Consider the following 22,284-nt stretch of genomic DNA (forward strand, 5'->3'; position numbering starts at 1 on the left):
AAACAGATTTAATAGGTTTTAAATTCTAAAGTTATATAAAAGCTTCTTGCTGTTTTTCCACATATAAACTAATCTGGCTTTTGCTAACAAAATGATTTTTAAAAGCAGCTTTTTTTAGCTGTGTAAATAAATCTATTTAAGACATCTTTAGAATGGAACAATTCATTTATTTTTCAGAAAAAATTTACGTAATTGCATTATTGTGATTAATATTTTAATTACTTATTTTAAAACTTTACCAATAACATTTCAGTAAAATGATTACTGAATGTGCTGGAGGATGAATCAGTGGTTAGGCAATACAGATATTACCAATTCGGATCTGTAAACCTGTTCAGCAAACGAGGGTTGCTGCCACTGTTAATTGGTATTTTAGTTTCAATTGCAGTAATTATACTCTGGCAAAAACTAATAATAGAAGAAAAAACTGATATTAAGCAACTAATTCAACAGCAAGCGATCGCCATTAAAACTGAGTTAAATAGTGAACTAAATAGTCGAATTTTAGCGTTGGAGCGAATGCAAACACATTGGCAACGGCATAGAGGAATTTCTCAACAAGAATGGGAAGTAGAAGCAAGAGATTATTTTAAGGATTACGGAGGATATCAAGCAATTGAACGAGTTGACCCATCGTTTCGAGTACGCTGGATTGTGCCATTAACCGGGAATAAAGCGGCACAAAATTTTGATCTCAGCCAAGAGTCACGGCGACGGACTGCGCTAGAAATAGCTCGCGATCGCCGCCTTACCACTTTTACTTCTACAATTAACCTTGTCCAAGGTGGCAAAGGATTTCTTGCATACATACCTTTATTTGTCAGCGATCGCTTCGATGGTTTTATATTAGGAGTTTTTCGACATAAAACCTTGCTAGATTCAGTTCTGCATGTACCGAAAGGTTACAAAGTTAGGATCTTTGATGATCAAGAATTAATTTATAGCAATGATTCACAACTGCTAACGCCGTCACCTTGGCAACAAGAGCTGAACTTAGATTTATATAATATTCATTGGCGAATCCAGGTTTACCCAACTCCAGAGTTATTAACAAAACTGCATTCTCCCCTGCCAACAGTTGTATTGCTGGCAGGGCTATTAATTGCTGTCATGCTGACATTATCAATTTATTTCGCCCAATTGACTGAATTGAGCAACTGTCAGATAGTAGCAATCAATCAAAAGCTAGCCCAGAAAATTTTTGAGCAGGAACAAACAGAAATCGCTCTGCGTTCCAGTGAAACTCGTCTGCGACAGTTATTAGAAACAGTCAAAGTTATCCCTTGGGAATTAGATTTGAAAACTTGGCGATTTACCTACGTCGGCCCCCAGGCAGAGACTTTACTAGAATATCCCTTAGAACAATGGTACGAGGAAAATTTTTGGTTTAATCATTTGCATCCCCATGATCGAGAAAAATCTCTGAGTTTTTGCCAAGAAGTAGTTAGTAAGGGAGAAAATTACGAATTTGAATATCGGATGTTGGCAGCAGATGGACGAATTGTTTGGCTACGAGACATTGTAAATGTATTTCAGGAAGCAGGAACCCCCACCATTCTACGGGGGTTTATGTTTGATATTACCGACCTGAAATTAGTTGAAAAAACCTTGCGATTGAGAGAACGGGCGCTAGCTGCTACTAGTAACGGCATTATTATTGCCGATGCCAGACTGGCAAATAATCCAGTTATTTATGTCAACTCTGCCTTTGAGCAAATTACAGGTTATAGTGCTACCGATGTGATCGGGAATAGCTGTGGATTTTTACAAGGCACAGATATCAATCAACCAGCAATTGCTGAACTGCGCTCAGCAATTAAAGCTGGCATGAGTTGCAAAGTTGTACTCCGCAACTACCGCAAAGATGGCACCTTGTTTTGGAATGAATTAACTGTTTCTCCTATTCATGATGAAAACGGGCAACTAACGCATTTTATTGGCATTCAAAATGATATTAGCGAACAGCAAGCTGCGCTGCGCGAACGCCAACTTGCAGAAGCAGCCTTGAGAGAAAGTGAAGAACGTTGGCAACTAGTAATTCAAGCCAACCATGATGCAATTTGGGATTGGAACATCATCATTAATGAAATTTTTCGTTCAGCCCAATGGGCTGAACTAATAGGAGAACCAAAACATCAATTTATCAGTAACAACGATGATGATTGGGTTAACCGCATCCATCCCGATGATTACAACCGAGTCATGGCTATTAGGCAAGATTATCTCAATCGCCAAATTCCTCATTATGTCGTTGAGTATCGCCTACGCTGTAATGATGACACCTATAAGTGGGTGTTGGTACATGCGATCGCTCAATGGGATCAAGAGGATAATCCTGTGCGGATGGTTGGCTCAACCAAAGATATTACTGAACGCGTGCAAGCACAAGATGCACTAAAACGAGAATTAAATCGGACGCTGCTGCTAGAACACATCACTCACAAAATTCGTCAGAGTCTCGAAACTAAAGAAATTTTTGAAACGGCTGCTACCCAAATTGGACTAGCCTTTGAAGTTAGTCGCTGTTTAATTCACTCTTACATTAGTGAACCTATTCCTCGCATTCCCTTAGTCGCAGAGTATATTGTTTGCGGTTACTGCTCCATGCTAGACATGGAAATTCCCATAACTGGCAATGCTCATGCCCAAAAGACCATAGCACAAGATACAGCGATCGCTTCCCCCAACGTTTACATTGATCCATTGCTCCAAGCGGCCACACCTCTATGTGAAGAACTTGATCTGAAGTCCATGTTGATTATTCGCACCTCCTATCAAGGAGAACCTAATGGAGTCATTTGTCTACACCAATGCAGCCATTTTCGCCAATGGACTCCAGACGAAATTAAATTATTAGAAGCAGTTGCTGCACAACTAGGTATTGCATTAGCACAAGCTCAGTTACTGGAGCAAGAAACTCGCCAGAGAGAAGAACTCACCTGGAAAAATTTTGCCCTAGAAAAAGCAAAACGTCAGGCAGAATCTGCAAACCGGGCAAAAAGCGAGTTTTTAGCCATGATGAGCCATGAAATTCGCACCCCCATGAATGCCATTATTAGCATGACTGAGATGCTCCTAGATACTGACCTGACTCCGCAACAGCAAGACTTTGTGGAAACAGTGCATACTAGTGGAGATGCTTTGCTCACCATTATTAACGACATTCTCGACTTCTCTAAAATCGAGTCAGGCAAACTAGAACTGGAAGAAAAGCCGTTTGATTTGAGAATTTGCCTAGAACAGGTAATTGACCTGTTTTCGCCAACAGCAGCCCAAAAAAATATTCAACTGGCTTATTTAATTTATCCTCAAGTACCCGTGCAGATTATTGGCGACTTGACTCGTCTGCGTCAAGTCTTGATGAATCTCCTCAATAATGCCATTAAGTTTACCAAACAGGGAGAAGTTGTACTTTCTGTTCATGCCAGGCAAACTGCCAGTACAAAAGTAAAAAATAGTTGCGAAATTTTATTTGCGATCGAAGACACAGGTATTGGTATTGAACCAGAAAAAATAAAGCGTTTATTCCAATCCTTTACTCAAGCAGATGCTTCCACAACTCGACAATATGGTGGCACAGGACTAGGACTAGTAATTAGCAAACGCTTAGGTGAGATGATGGGCGGTAGCCTTTGGGTTGAAAGCCAAGGTTGTAGCGGTGGTAATCCCTCTTTTGGATGGCAACAACAAAAGCTAGTTGCATCAACATATCCTTCTCCAGGTTCTACCTTCTATTTCACCATTACTACCCAAGCAGTCGCTAATCAAAAATTAGATGAATCTTGCCATCTTCTGGCTCCACTTATGGGTAAGCGCTTGTTGATTGTAGATAAAAACCCCACCAATCGCCAAATACTAAGGTTGCAAACAGAGTTTTGGCAGATGCAAACTTGTACTGCCGAATCTGGTGAAGCCGCTTTAGCCTTAGTCAAGCATGAAACACAGTTTGATATTGTCATTCTGGATATGCAGATGCCTGATATGAAAGGCAGCACCTTAGCTCGTGAAATCCGCAACCACTCTGGCTATGAAACCACGCCCTTAGTAAGGTTAACTTCATTGGGTAAACAAGATGCTGAATTTGATTTTAATGATCTTCAATTGAGCGCCTGTTTGAGCAAACCAATCAAACAAACTCAACTTTACAATGTTCTTGCCCATGCTTGGGACAATCAGCCGTTTCCCGATGATGCCTATGATCCTCCCCAGGTTAATCCCAAATTGTCAGAGCAACTACCGCTGCGGATTCTGCTTGCAGAAGATATCGTAGTTAATCAGAAAGTTGCTCTTTTAATGCTCAAGAAAATTGGTTATCAGGCAGATTTAGCAACTAATGGGCTAGAAGTGCTGGCAGCATTACAACGTCAGCCCTATGATGTGGTGTTAATGGATATTAATATGCCGGAAATGGATGGGCTGGAAGCCAGTCAGAAAATCTGTCAGCAATGGGAAGTTAGTTCTCGTCCTTATATAATTGCCATTACTGCCAATGCCATGCGGGGCGATCGCGAAGCTTGTCTAGCTGCTGGTATGGACGAATACATTAGTAAACCTGTTCAAATTCAGGAGTTAATCGGTGCGCTCAGCAAATGCCGACCCCGAATTAGGGCAAACTTCAATGCCCAAGAGAAACGAAATCCAGAAACGAGTTTTTCCCATTCACTTAAAGTAGGGCAAAGTTATACACAACTTACTGTAATTGATGCCAAAATTTTACAATCTCTGCAAGATATGTTGGCAGGAGATGAAGCCGCATTTGCAGAACTACTCGAATGTTATCTGAGCGAAACTCCCAAGTTAATCCAAAATATTAGCACAGCAGTTACCAATCAGGATGCCCAAGCTATATGGAAGACAGCCCACAACCTCAAATCTAGCAGCGCTTCAGTGGGAGCCACCACCCTGACACAGCTTTGTAAACAGCTAGAAATACAGGGACGAAGCAACAATCTTCAAGAAAGTGTAGAAATTTATTTACAAATTCATCAAGAGTTTGAGCGAGTCCAAACTGCTTTACTAGTAGAACTGGAGAAGTTGGCATGATTACAAATACTCCTTCAGAATGCCAAGCTTTAGTTCTAATTGTTGATGATGAACCATTTATCCGCAAACAGTTGCGACTTTCTTTAGAGCGTGAAGGGTATCGAATAGTAGAAGCTCAAGATGGTAGAGAAGCTTTAGTTGTTTTTCAGCAACTTCACCCAGATATAGTACTCCTTGATGCCATCATGCCAGATATTGACGGATTCGAGTGTTGTACTCAGTTGCAGTCCCTTGAGGGTGGTCAACATACTCCAGTTTTAATGATTACAGGATTAGAGGATCAAGAGTCAGTTGATCGTGCATTTGCAGTGGGTGCAATCGATTACGTTACCAAGCCAATTCATTGGCCGGTTTTGCGTCAACGGGTACGACGCTTAATTGAGCAATTTCAAACGCAGCAAAAGCTGGAGGCTGCTAACCGAGAATTGCAGCGATTAGTGACGATCGATGGATTAACTCAAATAGCTAATCGCCGACGATTTGAAGAATATTGTATCCAAGAATGGCAGCGCATGGCACGAGAGCAACTGCCTTTGTCTTTGATTCTCTGCGACGTTGATTTTTTCAAATCTTACAACGATACTTACGGACACCAAGCAGGCGATCGCTGTCTTCAAGAAATTGCTAAAGCCATCCAAAATACTATTAAACGTCCTGCTGATTTAGCTGCTCGTTATGGAGGAGAGGAATTTGCTGTAATTTTACCGGCTACGGCCGCGGAAGGTGCTATTTTTTTGGCTGAAACAATTTGTTCTGTTGTCAGAACCTTAGCAATTCCCCATCGAAAGTCTCTAGTTAGTTCTTATGTAACTCTTAGTATTGGAGTTGCAACAGAAATTCCTCAACCCAATTCTGACTTTCAAACAATTATTGTTGTAGCTGATCGGGCATTGTATGAGGCCAAAACAGCAGGACGCGATCGCGTTAAGCCTTATAATAAGCAATCAACTGCCATAATCGGTTTTTGACCTTAATTTCATCAAAGCTGTAGAGCGACAAATTATTTGTAACAAGATTTCATTAACTATAAATCCACATATATCAATGGCTTTGAGGAATTAAACCCGTAAAAAACTAATTCAGGCTTTTACGACAAATTAAGCGTCTTTTTTTAAGATTTGCGACTAATTAGATGATAATTGTTAATTTAGCGATAGACTAAATGTCAATTATTCGCAATTTTATAGTAATATAGATGTACAAAAAATAATCGATGAAATATTAGGCGTTGCATAATGACGGGATAATTTAACTCACCCAGAGGCAAGGTAGCGCATTGGCGAGGCAGTCATCAGCGCATCGGCGATCGCTCTTACTACATCTAAACAGATGAGTTTCTGGTGTTGGGTTAACCTGAAGCAACCGTAGCCACCTCATCATCTCACGGGTTAACCATCTATTAACCTTTTAGTGAATGCAGAGAGTTGGCTTCTATGTCATCCTAAAAAATGAGAGTTAATTCGGTGACAGGGTTTGTTTTTAGTATTCACAGGCTTCTCTCCGAAATTTAAATCTCCACACGCTTATGATTTTGGAGAAAATTGATGTCGATTTATGTAGGTAATCTCTCTTACCAAGTTACAGAAGATGATATTAAAGGTGTTTTTGCCGAATATGGTTCTGTAAAGCGGGTTCAAGTACCAACTGACAGGGAAACAGACCGTCCGCGAGGCTTCGCTTTCGTGGAAATGGGAACAGACGCTGAGGAAACAGCTGCCATTGAAGCTCTTGATGGTGCTGAATGGATGGGTCGTGCCCTCAAAGTTAACAAAGCCAAGCCCAGAGAAGACAGAGGTTCTTCTGGTGGTAATCGGGGGGGATACGGTGGAGGCGGTGGACGTAACCGCTACTAAGTTGTGAAATCTAATAATTTTACAAGCTAGTCTTTAGTTAGACAATGAGTCTGTCTCTTTTTGGACTGTTACTCCGAAAAAGCCATTGGTTAAGTCAATTTAGTAGGAAAGATAATGACCCAAGTAATATTAGGCGAAAATGAACACATTGAGTCAGCATTACGTCGATTTAAGCGAGAAGTTTCCAAAGCTGGGATTTTTCAAGATATGAGGAAGCATCGTCACTTTGAAACGCCTATTGAAAAATGCAAGCGCAAAAAACTTGCTTTGCAGAAGCAGAGCAAAAGACGGTTCCGCACTTAAGGAATGACATATATATAAATGGAAATGGATGCCTTCATAGAATTTATGAGGGCTTTCTTTATGGTTTTTTGATACAATTAAGCAACAAAATTTTTGAATTTATAGCAGTTGCCACTTAGTTTAACGTGAGTTCGACAGACCTCTCCCTCCCGGCCTCCCTCGCCTTTTAGGTTACGGTGTACACACAGTAGACTGTAGGCATCATGCACAGAGGACAATACCGCTATTAGCGACTATATCTGCGGCGAAACCTCAACCCTTGACTACAGCAATCTCAACATCAGTATCAGCATCCAAGAAACCTTCGCGGCCATTACTCCGACTGGTCAAAACAACCGACAAGCTTCAACAAGCCGTAGCGATCGCAGCCCAAGAAAAGCTCTTTCCTACAGCTGCCGATTTCGCCAAAGCAGTCCAACAGGTTGCACCGCGAAAAGCCAAAAAATCAAAAACGCAATTGCCTAATACCAATTCTCTAAAATTCGGCTACAGATAAAGCCACCGAAATATATTGCCTTCGGGCAATAGATACAATAATACCAATTCTCTAAAATTCGGTAACAAACTCAAACCTCGAACTACGAATTACGAACTACGAACTACGAATTACGAATTACGAATTACGAATTGGTATTAGGCTACTGATTTTTACCCTCTTTGCAAAAAATTGGAATGCTCCCACGAACAACCTCCTGATGAGCAATTCCAAGCAAAAAACTGATTTTTGCTTAAAAAAATAAGTATACTTTTGTAACGAAAATCCGATATTCGTGTAAAAAAATTTGTAGTAGCAAGAGAAATAAATAGGATCTGTATCGACATTACATAGGTTATGAGTATGAAAAACTCCACCCACAAGGGGATGAAGTTTTTGGGCATGGGGAAGGATTACCAATGTTCCATGCCCAATGCCCCAAGCGGTGGCGGGAGTGACCACTCACAAGGGGATGAAGATTTCTGCCGCCTTCTATGAATTTGAGAAAACAAAGCCTGACTTAAAGGATTGAAATGCTTCCATAAGTTTCCCGGAAGCCGCAATTCAGGTTCAATTCGACAAAAGCCGTATTAGACCAAATGTAACCAGCAGCTTAGTGATGAAAGTCATTTTTAAAAGCTTATTCAGTAATTGCAGTAACTTGAACTATGGTTATTAACAACCGCATTTTAGAGCAAAACAACTTCCCAATCAGACTGCTACTAGAAAAAGAGTTACAGCATACTAAGCCCATAATTGTTGATATGGAAGATGCAGTTTTTTGGGTAAAGCCAGATGCGCGGTTTCTCTACGCTAATGATGCAGCGTGTAATTTGGTGAGATATTCTCGTGAAGAATTACTCTCTATGACTATGCACGATATTAAACCAGACTTTTCGCCAGCAGTTTGGTCAAAGCATTGGAGAACTATTAAAGAGCAGGGCTACCTATATTTTGAATCTTTATATAGAACTAAAGAAGAGCAGACCCTCCCTGTAGAAATTACTATTATCTATTTGGAATACAACTCTAGCGAATATGGCTGTATCTTGATCCGCAACATCAGTCAACGCCAGCAGGCGTCTATGGTCTTACAAAAGGTTAATGAAGTATTAAATTGCAAAGTGCAACAGCTTGTAGCTGAATTAAGAAACGCTAATCAGCAATTATACCGCGAGAAAGTTTTGCGCCAGCAGATAGAGACAGCTTTAGAACAAGAAAAACTACTGACTGAACACAGAGCGCACTTTTTCTCTATGCTTTCTCATGAATTTCGCACTCCGTTAAATATCATCTCACTATCCGCTAGTTTACTGAAGCGTCATGTTCATCGGTGGACTGAAGAGAAAAAATTACAATACTTGCAACGCTTGGAAATAGCAGTTGAACAAATCAGCCAATTGATGGATGAAATTTTCCTCAACGGTAGAGCAGAAGCAGGAAAGCTCAAGTTTGAGCCAAAACCACTGAATCCGATCCAATTGTGCAGTGAGATATTGGCAGAAATGAATTTGAACCCAATCAACGCCACTTGCTTGATGCCGGGAAACCCTTTTGACATTTTCTCCTGGGAAGAATCACGCCAGTTGCTACTACACAGAGAATCTCCCTCTCCTAAGGGAGAAGTTTCGAGCAAAGGGAGCCTCTGCTCCCACAACTCTGGGCAATACAATAGCTTCCCAATACCTGCGTCACGGGAGACCTCTGAGTACAGAGTCACTTTAATTAGTCAAGGTGATTGTACAGTCTGCGTAGATCCAAAATTGCTACAGCCTATTCTTAGGAATTTGCTCTCAAATGCAGTCAAGTATTCTCCAAACGGCAGCACGATTGATTTGTTAGTTTCTTGTTGGGATGAAAAAGTGATTTTTCAGATTAAGGATCGAGGAATTGGCATTTCTGTAGCAGATCAACAACGACTATTTAAGCCATTTCATCGCGGTATGAATGTCGGCAATATCCCCGGTAATGGATTGGGATTAGCACTTGTCAAAAAGCTTGTAGACCTGCATGGTGGTCAAATTTCAGTTGCCAGCGAGGTTGGAGTAGGTACTACATTCACAATTGCCCTGCCGGCGCAGTGACATCTCTGTAACAGGACAGCCAGAAAGTCTATGAATATTCATAATTCACCTGACGCTTAACATCAAGGGGACACTATGACTAAAATTCTAGTGATTGAAGATGAGCCAGAAAGCCGAGATATATTTTTAGACAGTTTACAAGCAGAGGGGTTTGAAGCGATCGCTGCAGAAAATGGTCTTGTTGGTATTCAGCAAGCACAAGAACACTTGCCTGATTTGGTGCTTTGCGACATTCTGATGCCAGAATTAGATGGTTATGATGTCTTGACTACGTTGCGCCAAAACCCTTTAACGGCAATAATTCCCTTCATTTTTCTCAGCGCCAAATCTACTAAGACTGAGGTTCGTCAAGGGATGAATTTGGGAGCTGACGACTATCTTACTAAGCCCTCAACAATAGAGGAATTATTGGAAGCGATCGCAACTCGACTAGAAAAACAAGCAACCATGCGCCAGTGCTATGTTGCTCAGTCTCCACCAGTCCCAGAACCCCAAAGTACTGACACAGGCACATCGACAGATACCCAATCACTCTTGCCTACTTGCCCTCAACTCAAAGAGGTTTTCGACTTTATCGAAGCCAACTATTCTCAATCGATTACTCTGTGTGATGTAGCCCAAGCAGTAGGTTACTCTCCAGCTTACTTAACCGACTTAGTGCGACGCCAGACAGGAAAACCAGTGAATCATTGGATTGTCGAGCGCCGGATGGCAGCAGTGCGTACCTTACTTTTAGAAACCGACCAATCTGTAAATCAGATTGCTGAGGCTGTGGGTTATCAGAATGAGGGGCATTTCTACCGCCAGTTTCGCCAATATCATAGGACTACCCCCCAAGTTTGGCGGAAGGCCCAGCGCATCCAGTAGTTAATCCAAGTTGCTAGTTACTCTGATGGGCGATCGCTTTGGGACAGTTAAGCAATAAAATGCCCTCCAAGAAGAAAATTAGGAGGGCTATATGTTAAACGAAATAATTGCCATATATGCTATTACAGACGATTTGTTAAAGGCGATTGGGCATCAGTCGATAACCCGCAACTTGGGTTAGTTAAAAGCTGAACTAGCGTCTCAGTAATCGTAAAACCCTTTTGCTGCTCAAACTAAAGGCTTTGAAGTCTCACCTCTGACTGAGCTTAACCATAATCTTGAACTTCTGCTAAGGGGTTTCAGGCGCAAACCAACAATTAGAACACCAACACCTAGCAAGCCTAAAGTTGCAGAAGGTTCGGGGACTGGTTTGGGTTCCACACCCAGTGCTACAATAGCCTCGTCTGCCTGGATCAGTCCGAAGCCAAGTCTGGAGTCAAAGCCTAACGAAGGGCTGTCAGCCGTATCTCTTAGAGCATTATAGATTTCAGTAGGTGTTGCGCTTGGATCGCCCTCTAGTAAAAGTGCTGCAACTGCGGCTGTGAAAGGAGCCGATGCCGAGGTACCTAAGAAAGTGTAAAAGTCGGGGTTGGCATCAAGAGGAGAACCTCCACCTAAGTCAAAGGAAATTGCTAGCCCATCCGGAGCCACAACATCCGGCTTTAAAGAACCTGGGTTGCCTTCCGAAGAGAATGGTTCTAGCTGCCCCTGCTTTACAACAACATCGAATGTTTTGCTTGAGTAGGATTCCGCGTTCCCGTAGTACACTGCTCCAACGGTCAGTGCATTTGGGTTATTTGGATGCCCGTATATTGGAATACCAGGCACTTGGCTATTGGGGGGAAGATAATTATTATCAGCACTAGTGAAATAAGAAATCCCCTGGTTAACTACCGCGTTAATCGCCTGGTTAATTGGGCCGTCCGGAGGCTCCAAATCTAGTAGATTTAAAGGTGTATCAGGAGGAGCGATCGGAGGGTAAAAATAGCCCCAATCATCTACAATTATGTCTGCCCCGGCAGCCGCTAGAGCCTGAATGCCTTGACCGAAGGTATCCGTGGTGTTCAAGCTTGTGTGAAACGCTAAGTTAGCTCCTGGAGCCACAGCATGAATGATCTGCAATAAAGCGCGACCCTCATCCGTGGTACCAGGTTTAGCATAGTCCTTTAGCACGTTAACATTAGATGGTAAGTAGCCATCGGCTATATTGGTGGCATAAGTATCCTGATTGTTAGAGGCATCGAAGGTCTTTGCTGTGGCGAAGCTATCTGATAGTACGCCGATGGTGATTCCAGTGCCATCTAGACCGTAGCGATCGCGCAAAACATCAACCCCTGTAGCTTGGGCTGCTGCTTCAATTGGTAGGGTGAAGGTAGCCGCCTGAACCTTGGCAACAAAGCTCCCAAGTGCAGCAGTTGTCACAATCATCCCTGACGTAACGATTGTTTGGAGGAGTTTCAAATCTTTCGGAAAGGTTTGTACGATCTGTCTAAAATTGCTAAACTTTCCTGATCTGAAGGTAATATTTTTGTTTAGATTCATTGAGAGAAACTTTTACTTCCAAAAGTTACGTTGAGAGTAAAGAGCAGCTAAACAAGTATACTTAGCTGCTCTTTAGCTTTGGTTATTATTTAGAATTTACCAGAGTAGAACTATTATCTGGGCTGATGGAGCTATGCTGGACCAACAGCCCCACCAACAGCCCCACCAACAGCCCCACCAACAGCACCTGTAACTGGATCATCCCCAGTGATCGCTCCGTTTATTGCCCCACCAACAGCCCCGCCAATACCAGTTGCGGCACCAGTTACAATCGCACCAGGAGGTCCTCCTACTATTCCTCCTAGTATTCCTCCTGTTATTCCTCCAGAGACTGCTTCTAGTTCAGCCTCACTTAGACTGCTACCAATAGCTGCTGCTTCAGTAATTTGATTCAGTAACTGCTGAGATTCTTCTGGAGTGAAATCATATCCTGCCGCTCTTATAGCTACAGCACGTTCCTCATCAGTTTTAGGGCTTTGAAGTTGGCTTCGGAAATTATCATCCGTAATGATCGCATTAAAAAACGCCTTGGCATCTTGAATAGACATATCTTTCTCCTTCAGTAAATAACATTCAGTTTGGTTACAGATTGAGCTATTAACTCTAAGTTGCATTTTGATCACTGTTCGTGATTTTCAGCAAACTTTGCTCAGACATTTCATCCTTTTATGCTTTAGCAATCAAGTTAGAAATGCTGAACTTGTAAAAAGACTAACTGAGTTTTGAAGGTAATTACCATACACTATCTTTTGATGGAACTAATATTTTTTTTTGATATCAAGGTAAAAATAAATGTTAGTTTTACACAAATATTGTGCATTATATTTAGCTTCTGGATATCCTAATTTATTAGATGTCAATCTAAACCTTCAGTTCGTTTAAATAAAAAAGTTGATAAATTCAATGAAACTAAAAATGATTAATTAACTTTAGTCACCGATAGTATTTCGATGAAGTACACTAAAAAATTCCAAGGGAAAATATACCATGATAAAGAATCCAATTAATCCTAAAAATAAAATTGATTCCCAACAGCAATATAATGAGTTATCTGATGAAGAGCTTATTTGGTTTCCGGTGGTATAGAATTAGGCAAAGTAGTAGACAGTCGCTAAGGACTTTGTTACTGACGTTTACAAAGAGGGCAAAGACTTAGTTTCTGATATTGGGGAAAACCTTGATAGACATTTCTAAAGTAATTCAATTAAATGTCTTAAAACTCAATATCTGAATATTTAAAGACCTGACTGTCAAATAAAGCAAAATAACTTTCAGGCATCTTGATTTTGAGGAATTTTTTTACCAAACTAAAGTTGAGTTAATGGTAATTGGTAATTCAAACTTCTCTTCTATTGAATGTAGCGATTCGCATCCAGTGGTCAGATCACTGGCAGGATGAACCCAAATCTACTTACGCCCTAGCAAGAGGTGTAATATGAGCAAAACAACAAGTAATTCTCCTGCTTCAGAGAAAGAATCACTTCCTAACCAAGGAATCGACAATGTTTCGGATGCTCGGTTTCCTATCCTACCGCGTTCTGGTTGGCAAAATCGGCGAGCCTTTTTAAAGGTTCTTGTTAAGGCGAAGCAGTCCCTGTTTAACCCCTCTGCCTGGTCTATCAGAACGAAACTCTCGGTAGCACTGCTTGCAGTTGCCCTCATACCGATGAGCTTCACCACCTATCACAACCTCCAAGAGAGCCTCAAGAGTGCAGAGGACAGCGAATACCGCAAACTGGAACTTTTAGCCACCAGTAACGCTAGTCGCCTCGACCAGCTAATTATCGATATCCAGCGCGTTGCCGTCCAAGTCAGCACTGATAAGGATGTAGTGGGTTTTCTGGCTGCTACTAATCCTCAGAAGCAAACAGCCTTCCGCTCCTCAATGCAACGAACGTTAGATAACGTCTTTCGCTCTAATCCCGACTATGATGTTGTCTACATCATAGATACAAAGGGGCGCTGCCTTGCTGCCACCGACCCTACATTCATTGCTCAAAACTACGCTTTCCGTGAATATTTCCGCTTTAGCATTCAGGGACGCCCTTACGTTTCCAGCGTTATAGTTGGTACAACGAGTGGACGACCGGGCATCTATTTCTCCAATCCTGTACGGTCTGAGGGCGGCAAGATTGTCGGTGTAGCGGTCTTAAAAATCAAGGGGGAAGATATCTGGGCGATTGTAAATGCGTTGCAGGCTGGCTCTCAAAGTTATGCCTTCTTGGTTGACGAGCGTGGAGTCATTATCAGCCATCCTGATAAATCGCTGCTTTATCATAGCCTAGTCCCCTTGCCAGCTAACAAACAACAGCAGAGCGAAACCGATAGGCTTTATGGTGTCGATCAAATCAAAAGCTTGGACGTTCCAGAGTTAGCATCTGCGATCGTCCAAGCTAAAGAGATAAGTCACACCAGCTATTATTCCCCAATTGAGCAGACACGCCAAATGATCGGCTTTGCCCCCTTACAAGAGCAACCTTGGGTGTTAGGGGTGAACAAAGCCCACGCACAGTTTGATGCTCCCTTAAATGAACTCATTTGGCAGAACAGCTACAGCTTACTGGTAATAGGAGCGATCGCAGCAATTATCGCCTTGATCTTAGCGCAAAGTATTGCCAAACCGATTCGTGTGCTAACAAAAGCAGCACAATCACTGGTAGAGCAGGATGATTTTAATACTCATCAGTTAGCTAAAGTGTCTGACGCGAATGATGATATTGGTCAACTGGTACGTGTTTTCCTGCAAATGGCCCAAGAGGTGAAGGCGCGAGAGCAAAAGCTCAAACAGCAAGTGATGGAATTAAACGTTGAAATTGACGAAGCGAAAAAGGCGCGTCAGGTAGCTGAAATCACACACACAGATTATTTCCAGGAACTGCAACAAAAAGCGCAAAAAATCAAGGAGCGAATGCCCAAAAATGATGAAACAGAAACCGATTACTTCCAACAGTTACACCAAAAAGCACAAAATCTTAAAGGTCGCGTTGTAAAAGTAGCTGATTGAAAAAATCCGCAGCTAGCAACTATATCGAGGTTTTCACATAACTGGGGTATGACATTATGTCCAAAATTGTGTCTATTCACTCGTTTCGTGGTGGTACAGGCAAATCAAATTTAACTGCAAACTTAGCCGCTACTATTGCGCGTCAAGGAAAACGTGTAGGTATTATTGACACCGATATTCAATCACCAGGGATTCATATTATTTTTGGTCTAGACGAGGAAAAGATGAATCGCTCCCTCAATGATTACTTGTGGGGACGATGCGTGATTCAAGATGCTGCCTACGATGTCAGTCATACTTTAAACCTGGAAGGGGAGACATCTAGAGCAAATGGCAGCCTCTACCTGATTCCTTCCAGTATTAAGGCAGGGGAAATTTCCCGTATCTTGCGCGAGGGTTATGACGTAGGCAAACTCAACGATGGCTTTGAGGATCTAATCCGCTATCTCAACCTGGACTATTTGTTGATTGATACTCACCCTGGTTTGAATGAAGAAACCTTACTAGCGATCGCTATTTCTGATATCTTAGTCGTCATCCTACGTCCAGACCGCCAAGACTTCCAGGGTACTGCGGTAACGGTGGAAGTGGCGAAAAAATTAAAGGTGGACAAAATGCTCCTGGTAATTAATAAGGTGCTACCAGCAATGGATTTCAACGCTCTCCGACAACAAATGGAGACAATCTACAACACTCCAGTGGCTGGTATTGTACCTCTTTGTGAAGAGATAATTCAGCTAGCCAGCAGTGGTTTGTTTTGCCTGCGTTACGCTGACCATCCTTTTAGCCGGACGGTGCAAGAAATTGCTCGGCAGATTGAGGAGCGAGTTGAGTTAAAGAAGGTATTGGTGGGAGGCGATCGCTTTTGAGTAATCAACACCAACTTCGTGCTAATGTACTTGCCTCCTATGGTGCTACGGCCTTGGAAACAGAAGAATTGCTTGCCTACAATCAAAACATTTTTGATCGCAGTTTTTCAACACTAAGCGTCAAGTTTCCGCTTCCACCCGAACCCCATGTAGCCGCCTGGGAAGAATACGCCACTTTTGCTCAAGAGGTAGGAGTCTTTCAAGCTTTATCAACCAAGTTGGTACAATTACAGTTTCCCATACTCGAAGGCATCAGCCAAACAGAGGCGTACCGCCTTGCTACCCGTAAGGGTGTGACAGTTGATGGTATGGCTGAAGCGACTGGTCTGATTTTGCAGCAACCTGAACAACTCCAGTTAATGCTAAATCAAAGTTTGGCTGGAGTCATCCCGGTTTTGCTCACTAACAACCGAGAAGATTTTGTTTCTTTAGTACAGGCGTTAACCATGCGGAATGAACCCAAACCAGTCCCTGCTTCTATGGGAGCGTGCATAGTTACTGGTTTCAACAACTGGGATCGGGTTCGCCAGTATCGCCAAAAGTGGGCAGCTAAAAATTTTGGTAACTGCTCCGAAAGTGATTGGTTAGAGGAATTTAGGCGACTAATCCCGCAAAAGCAGCTCTATCAAGATCGGTTGATGATTTTGAGTGACGGTTTCTATAGTAATGTTTCAGCCAGCGACATCGGGCTTTTGGAACCCGAATGGCGGCGTATCTCCCTCACCATTCGGTTGGAACATGAATGTACTCACTACTTCACACACCGCTTATTTGGCTCGATGCGGAACAATCTACTCGACGAACTGATTGCTGACTACAGAGGTATTGTGGCGGCTATAGGACACTATCGGGCTGATTGGTTTTTACGCTTTCTAGGGTTGGAGTCGTTTCCAGATTACCGAGAAGGAGGCAGATTGCAAAATTATCGAGGTCAACCGCCGCTTTCAGAGGGTGCATTTAAGATTCTACAAGCATTGGTGAAGTCTGCTGCTGAGAATTTGGAACGCTTTGATGCTAAACATGGAGGCAAGTTAAGAACTCTTAATAGTCAACCGATTATGTTAATAGCTTTAACTTATTTGACATTAGAAGAATTGGCTGACTCTCAGGCGCATTCCTATATCCAAAAAATTCTAGACCAATGGCTGACAACTCTCACAAAGAAGTAAGCAAAGCATCCAGAAACTGAACTTAAATTTATATGAGTTATGACAGAAGTTCTACTTAAGGAATTGAGTAATAGCGACATCAATTGGATGATCGCTACGGGTCAAAAAAAGGAAATACCTGCTGGCACTATCCTTGCACAGCAAGGGAAAGCCCTCGATACCCTACACATCATACTGGATGGAACATTTACAATTAGTGTTTCGCAAGCTGCAAACAATCCTCTGGATAAAGCTTTTGCAGCTATAGAGGATAGCGAAACATTAGAGAAAGAGATTGCTAGATTATCAAGTGGTGAAATAGTAGGAGAAATCCCATTTATTAATGTCCGCCCAGCTGCTACCACTGTTGAAGCAATTGAAAAATCGGTGGTAATATCGATTTCTCGCCAGCAGTTGACGGCAAAATTGCAGCAGGACGTTAGTTTTGCATCTCGATTTTATCGAGCGATCGCTATTCTACTTGCAAACAGAATTACTCAACTTGGATATAGCAAACTTGTTAAGAGCAAGACGCTCAGAGATATGCTGTTTGTTTTGGAACAATTGCATGATAGTGACATTGATTGGCTGATTGCTATAGGTACTAGTCAAAAAATTGCCCCTAATACAGTACTCATCCGTGAAGGAGGGCCTGTAGATGCACTGTATATACTACTGGATGGAACAATGACAGTTTCTGTTTCTGAGGATGAACGTAATCCTTTAACTCGTGCTTTTGCGGCTCTAGAGGGTGAAAAAACTAGAAGCAGAGAGATAGCAAGATTATCAAAGGGCGAAATCGTCGGAGAAACAGCTTTCATTGATACCAGTTTACCTTTTGCAACTGTCAAAGCTATTGGAGACTCGCTTGTATTGTCAATTCCTCGACAACAATTAGCAGCAAAATTACAACAAGATATAGGTTTTGCATCTCGATTTTATCGAGTAATTACTACACTGCTTGCAAATCGATTACAGGAAATGTTCAGCCGAGTTGGTTATGGTAGACGCGTTTATAGCAAAGGTCAACCACTAGATGAAAATGTTGAATATGAGGATGAATTGGATTCTAATATTTTAGATAACATGGCATTAGCCGGAACCAAATTTGATTGGATGTTAAGCTGTTTAAGAAGAAATTAAATTTATCGTTATATAGTGTAAAGTGTAGGTTTTTGACTGCTTTATTTACACTGGATATTAGATCTAAAAACTAATTGTATTTTTTACTTTTAAATAAAGTAAGACTTACGCACTATTTACGGAATAACGTAGACACGCTAGTGGCTTGCCGCAGGCTACCGCAGAGGCACAGAGGGCACTGAGGAATGAAAGTTTGAGAGATATTTTGCGTAAGTCCTGTAAAGATATTTGCAATTTATTTAAAATAATCTATTTTCATGATTTAACAAAAGGAGAGTAAATGGTCAAACAGAAGCAAAACCTATTCCGAAAAAAGTCATTAGAGCGTTTATCTTCACCTGAAAAACTAGATCAATTAATGCAGGTGGTTAGTCCTAAAAGCTGGCTGCCTTTAACTGCCTTGGGTTCCTTAGTAGCAGTTGCCGTGGTCTGGAGTATTTATGGACGAATTCCCATTACTGTGGAAGGTCAAGGTGTACTAATTTATCCACGCAACGTTTTGCCATTGCAATCGAAAGGTGCAGGGCAGTTACTTGCTCTAAATGTCAATGTTGGGGATGTGGTCAAGAAGGGAAACGTACTAGCAACGGTTGACCAAGTTGATCTGCGTAAACAATTACAACTAGCGCGAGCTAAACTAGCCCAACTGGAGGATCAAGATCGCAACGCTAGTTTGTTACAAGGGCAGCGTCAGCAGCTTGACACAAAGGCAATCCAAGAACAACGCTTAACTCTTGAGCAAAGACTCAAGATTGTGCAGGATTTAACACCCGTGTTGAGGGAGAAAGGGCTGGTGTCAATCGGGCGCGATCGCCTAAATCTACAGCGGCGCTTACAAACACTCCAAGGGCTGCTTCCTACTCATAAAAAGAGGCTAGAAAACCGCCAGAAGCTATTGAAAGAAGGGGCGATTCCTGATGATGTGGTGTTAGAAGCACGGCAACAATACGATGATGCGCGTGCAAGTATCGATGAGGCTGAATCTCAGTTGAAGCAATTAGACCTAAAGGAAGCAGATGCACAACAGCAATATCTTTCAAATCTGAACGAAATCAAAAACATCCAAACCCAGTTGCAAGAACAAAACAGTAAAGTAGCTACTCTCGCTCAAGAAGACCTGCAAACTACAACTACCCGCAAAAACGAGATTCAAGAAGTCAAGCGAGAGGTTGCCAAACTAGAACAGCAATTAGGCAATAACAGCCAGATTATTTCTCAACACTCAGGACGTATTCTCGAAATCACTGTGACAACAGGGCAGGTCATTAATGCCGGAACCCGTTTAGGGAGCATAGATGCAGAAAATCCATCTAGCAAAATGGTTGGCATTACCTATTTTCCGGTTGGAGAGGGCAAAAAAATTCAACCAGGTATGACGCTGCAAATTACACCCCAAAACGTGAAGCGAGAACGCTTTGGCGGTATTGTCGGTAAGATTACCACTGTCTCATCATTTCCGATTACTAGAGAAGCTGCCGCTAGTGTAGTGGGTAATCCTGAAGTGGTGACAGGTTTGATGGGTGAGAAGCAGGAGGCTGTTATTCAAGTATTTGCTGACTTGCAGCCAGATTCTAATACTTTCAGTGGCTACAAGTGGTCTTCTTCTGATGGCCCTCACGTAAAAATCTCTTCTGGAACGACTACATCTGTGCGAGTCAAGGTAGAAGAGCGATCGCCTATTACATTTGTTTTACCTATTCTGAGGTCTGTCAGTGGTATCTACTAATTCATCATTAGTGGCACCGATTAATCCTTTGCAGTACCTGCAAAACCTGCTGAAAAATTCAGGCAAGCGGGTAAAGACACCTACGCTTTTGCAAATGGAGGCAGTAGAATGTGGTGCCGCAGCTTTGGGAATTATTTTGGGTTACTATGGTCAAATTGTGCCTTTGCCAGAACTGCGTGGAGAATGTGGAGTCTCCCGCGATGGCAGCAAAGCTTCTAACGTCCTCAAAGCTGCCAGAAGCTATGGACTGCAAGCAAAAGGCTTTAAGAAAGAACTGGATCAACTGCCAGAACTAAGCCCTCCCTATATTGTGTTTTGGAACTTCAACCATTTCTTAGTAGTAGAGGGATTTAGTTCTAGTTGGGTCTATCTTAATGATCCAGCCACTGGCCCGCGAAAGGTGTCTCAACAGGAATTTGACGAGGGGTATACCGGAGTAGTGCTGGTTGTAGAACCAGGGCCAGAGTTTGAAAAAGGGGGACGTGAACCTAGTCTGATTTTATCGCTGTGGTCACGGCTAAAGGGTGCTACTGGTGTCTTAACTTACTGTTTGCTGGCAGGATTTTTGTTAACACTCGTCGGGCTGGCAGTACCAGTATTTAGTCAAGTGTTTGTAGACGAAATCCTGGTGCAAGGACGACAGCACTGGTTGCGTCCGTTGTTACTAGCAATGGCGATCGCAGCGGTCTTACAAGGAGTATTAACACTACTGCGGTTGCGTTATCTACGCCGCTTGAAAGTCAAGCTGTCTGTGGGAATGTCCAGTCGTTTTCTGTGGCATATCCTGCGTCTACCAGTTAGTTTTTACGCTCAACGGTTTGCAGGTGAAATTAGTAACCGCACCGGTCTCAACGACCAAGTTGCTGATGTGCTTTCGGGGCGATTGGCGACTACAGTCATTGATGCAGTGATGGTAATTTTTTATGTCCTAGTCATGCTCCAATATGACTGGGTACTGACTTTGCTGGTAGCTAGTTTTGCTGCTGTAAATGTCTTAAGCTTGCAGTGGATCTCCCGTCAACGCGTCGATGCTAATCAGCGATTAATCCAAGAGTATGGTAAAGCTGCGGGCGCATCTATAGCGGCTCTCCAAAGTATAGAAACTCTCAAAGCATCAGGGTTAGAATCAGATTTCTTTTCGCGGTGGTCAGGGTACTACACCAAGGCGATCAATTCTCAGCAAGAACTGGGGGTGACAAACCAGACTTTCTCAGTATTACCTGCACTTTTGTCTTCACTTTCATCAATGGCTTTATTAGTTGTAGGTGGTTTACGAGTCATGGATGGACACCTCAGCATCGGTATGCTTATAGCGTTTCAAGGGCTAATGCAAAGCTTTCTGTTGCCTGTAAACAATCTTGTGAACTTCGGTAGTACCCTCCAGGAAATGGAGGGTAATTTGATTCGCCTAGATGATGTGTTGGATAACCCAATTGATGGAGCAGGAGAAGCAGGGAAAGAAAAAATCTCTTTATCTACCTCATCTCCTCTGCCTAGATTACAGGGATACGTCGAACTAGAGAATGTCACATTTGGTTATAGCCGTCTAGATCCACCCTTGATTGAAAACTTTAGCCTCTCGGTCAAGCCTGGAGGGCGAGTAGCTTTAGTAGGTGGTAGCGGGTCTGGCAAATCTACTATTGCCAAACTGGTAAGCGGACTCTACGAACCTTGGGAGGGAGAAATTTGTTTTGATGGTCAACCTAGAAACCAGATCTCACAATCGATATTAACTAACTCTGTTGCTTTGGTGGAGCAGGATATTTTGATGTTTGGCGGAACTGTCCGAGAAAATTTGACTTTATGGGATACTACAGTACCAGATAAAAATCTAGTGCGGGCTAGTAAAGATGCTGCCATTGATGATGTAATTTTCTCCATGTCTGGCGGATTTGATGCAGAACTAATTGAAGGAGCGGCTAATTTAAGTGGAGGTCAGCGACAGCGATTAGAAATAGCTCGCGCTTTAGTTAATAATCCTTCAATCCTGATTATGGATGAAGCTACCAGCGCCCTAGATTCGGAGACGGAAAAAATTATTGACCAAAATCTACGGCGACGTGGGTGTACCTGCCTGATTGTTGCACACCGATTAAGTACGATCCGCGATTGTGATGAAATCATCGTCCTTGAACGGGGAAAAGTAGTGCAACGAGGTACTCACGAGGAATTGTGGCAAGTAGAGGGGGTGTACTCACGGTTAATCAGCAGTGAAGAGGAAGCTTAA

Annotated in this window: 15 protein-coding genes; 13 read left to right on the top strand and 2 right to left on the bottom strand. The window is 42.4% G+C overall.

Annotated features, from left to right (window positions below):
- Positions 1–348: 348 nt before the first annotated feature.
- The 7 genes from I8751_RS15830 (at position 349) to I8751_RS15860 (ending at position 10,625) form a co-directional block, all read left to right on the top strand.
- Positions 349–5,043, top strand: coding sequence for a PAS domain-containing protein (locus tag I8751_RS15830; protein WP_225894185.1), 4,695 nt, complete (start codon positions 349–351; stop codon positions 5,041–5,043).
- Positions 5,040–6,011, top strand: coding sequence for a response regulator (locus tag I8751_RS15835; protein WP_214440105.1), 972 nt, complete (start codon positions 5,040–5,042; stop codon positions 6,009–6,011). The genes I8751_RS15830 and I8751_RS15835 overlap by 4 nt, the downstream gene beginning before the upstream one ends.
- Before the next feature lie 576 nt (positions 6,012–6,587).
- On the top strand, positions 6,588–6,896 hold the full coding sequence (locus I8751_RS15840; RefSeq protein ID WP_214440106.1) for an RNA recognition motif domain-containing protein: 309 nt from the start codon (positions 6,588–6,590) through the stop codon (positions 6,894–6,896).
- Between the two features lie 114 nt (positions 6,897–7,010).
- Positions 7,011–7,199 (top strand): 30S ribosomal protein S21, encoded by a 189-nt coding sequence (gene rpsU, locus I8751_RS15845; RefSeq protein WP_214440107.1) that lies wholly within the window; start codon positions 7,011–7,013, stop codon positions 7,197–7,199.
- A 259-nt stretch (positions 7,200–7,458) separates the two neighbouring features.
- Positions 7,459–7,695: a hypothetical protein gene (locus tag I8751_RS15850; protein WP_214440250.1), complete on the top strand. Its 237-nt coding sequence runs from the start codon at positions 7,459–7,461 to the stop codon at positions 7,693–7,695.
- Between the two features lie 647 nt (positions 7,696–8,342).
- Positions 8,343–9,758: a sensor histidine kinase gene (locus I8751_RS15855; protein ID WP_214440108.1), complete on the top strand. Its 1,416-nt coding sequence runs from the start codon at positions 8,343–8,345 to the stop codon at positions 9,756–9,758.
- A 75-nt stretch (positions 9,759–9,833) separates the two neighbouring features.
- The gene (locus I8751_RS15860) at positions 9,834–10,625 is read left to right on the top strand and encodes a response regulator transcription factor (protein WP_214440109.1); all 792 of its coding nucleotides are present in this window, start codon (positions 9,834–9,836) and stop codon (positions 10,623–10,625) included.
- A gap of 228 nt (positions 10,626–10,853) precedes the next feature.
- Here the strand turns inward: I8751_RS15860 and I8751_RS15870 are convergent, their stop codons facing one another.
- Positions 10,854–12,047 carry a S8 family peptidase gene (locus I8751_RS15870; RefSeq protein WP_214440110.1) on the bottom strand — a complete coding sequence of 398 codons (1,194 nt, stop codon included), beginning with the start codon at positions 12,045–12,047 and terminating at the stop codon, positions 10,854–10,856.
- A gap of 251 nt (positions 12,048–12,298) precedes the next feature.
- Positions 12,299–12,715: a Nif11-like leader peptide family natural product precursor gene (locus tag I8751_RS15875; RefSeq protein ID WP_214440111.1), complete on the bottom strand. Its 417-nt coding sequence runs from the start codon at positions 12,713–12,715 to the stop codon at positions 12,299–12,301.
- A gap of 887 nt (positions 12,716–13,602) precedes the next feature.
- Here I8751_RS15875 and I8751_RS15880 point away from each other — a divergent pair.
- From I8751_RS15880 to I8751_RS15905, 6 genes are all read left to right on the top strand, one after another.
- Positions 13,603–15,171 carry a cache domain-containing protein gene (locus tag I8751_RS15880; protein ID WP_225894186.1) on the top strand — a complete coding sequence of 523 codons (1,569 nt, stop codon included), beginning with the start codon at positions 13,603–13,605 and terminating at the stop codon, positions 15,169–15,171.
- A gap of 56 nt (positions 15,172–15,227) precedes the next feature.
- Positions 15,228–16,040 carry a MinD/ParA family ATP-binding protein gene (locus I8751_RS15885; RefSeq protein ID WP_214440112.1) on the top strand — a complete coding sequence of 271 codons (813 nt, stop codon included), beginning with the start codon at positions 15,228–15,230 and terminating at the stop codon, positions 16,038–16,040.
- A complete protein-coding gene (locus tag I8751_RS15890) occupies positions 16,037–17,209 on the top strand; it encodes a DUF7005 family protein (protein WP_214440113.1) in 1,173 nt (390 codons plus the stop codon). The genes I8751_RS15885 and I8751_RS15890 overlap by 4 nt, the downstream gene beginning before the upstream one ends.
- 39 nt (positions 17,210–17,248) lie before the next feature.
- Positions 17,249–18,331 carry a cyclic nucleotide-binding domain-containing protein gene (locus I8751_RS15895; protein WP_214440114.1) on the top strand — a complete coding sequence of 361 codons (1,083 nt, stop codon included), beginning with the start codon at positions 17,249–17,251 and terminating at the stop codon, positions 18,329–18,331.
- Positions 18,332–18,611: 280 nt separating this feature from the next.
- The gene (locus I8751_RS15900) at positions 18,612–20,057 is read left to right on the top strand and encodes an NHLP bacteriocin system secretion protein (RefSeq protein ID WP_214440115.1); all 1,446 of its coding nucleotides are present in this window, start codon (positions 18,612–18,614) and stop codon (positions 20,055–20,057) included.
- Complete coding sequence (locus I8751_RS15905) at positions 20,044–22,284, top strand: NHLP family bacteriocin export ABC transporter peptidase/permease/ATPase subunit (RefSeq protein ID WP_214440116.1); 2,241 nt, start codon at positions 20,044–20,046, stop codon at positions 22,282–22,284. The genes I8751_RS15900 and I8751_RS15905 overlap by 14 nt, the downstream gene beginning before the upstream one ends.

This window comes from Atlanticothrix silvestris CENA357, assembly GCF_016056295.1.
Taxonomy (GTDB): domain Bacteria; phylum Cyanobacteriota; class Cyanobacteriia; order Cyanobacteriales; family Nostocaceae; genus Atlanticothrix; species Atlanticothrix silvestris.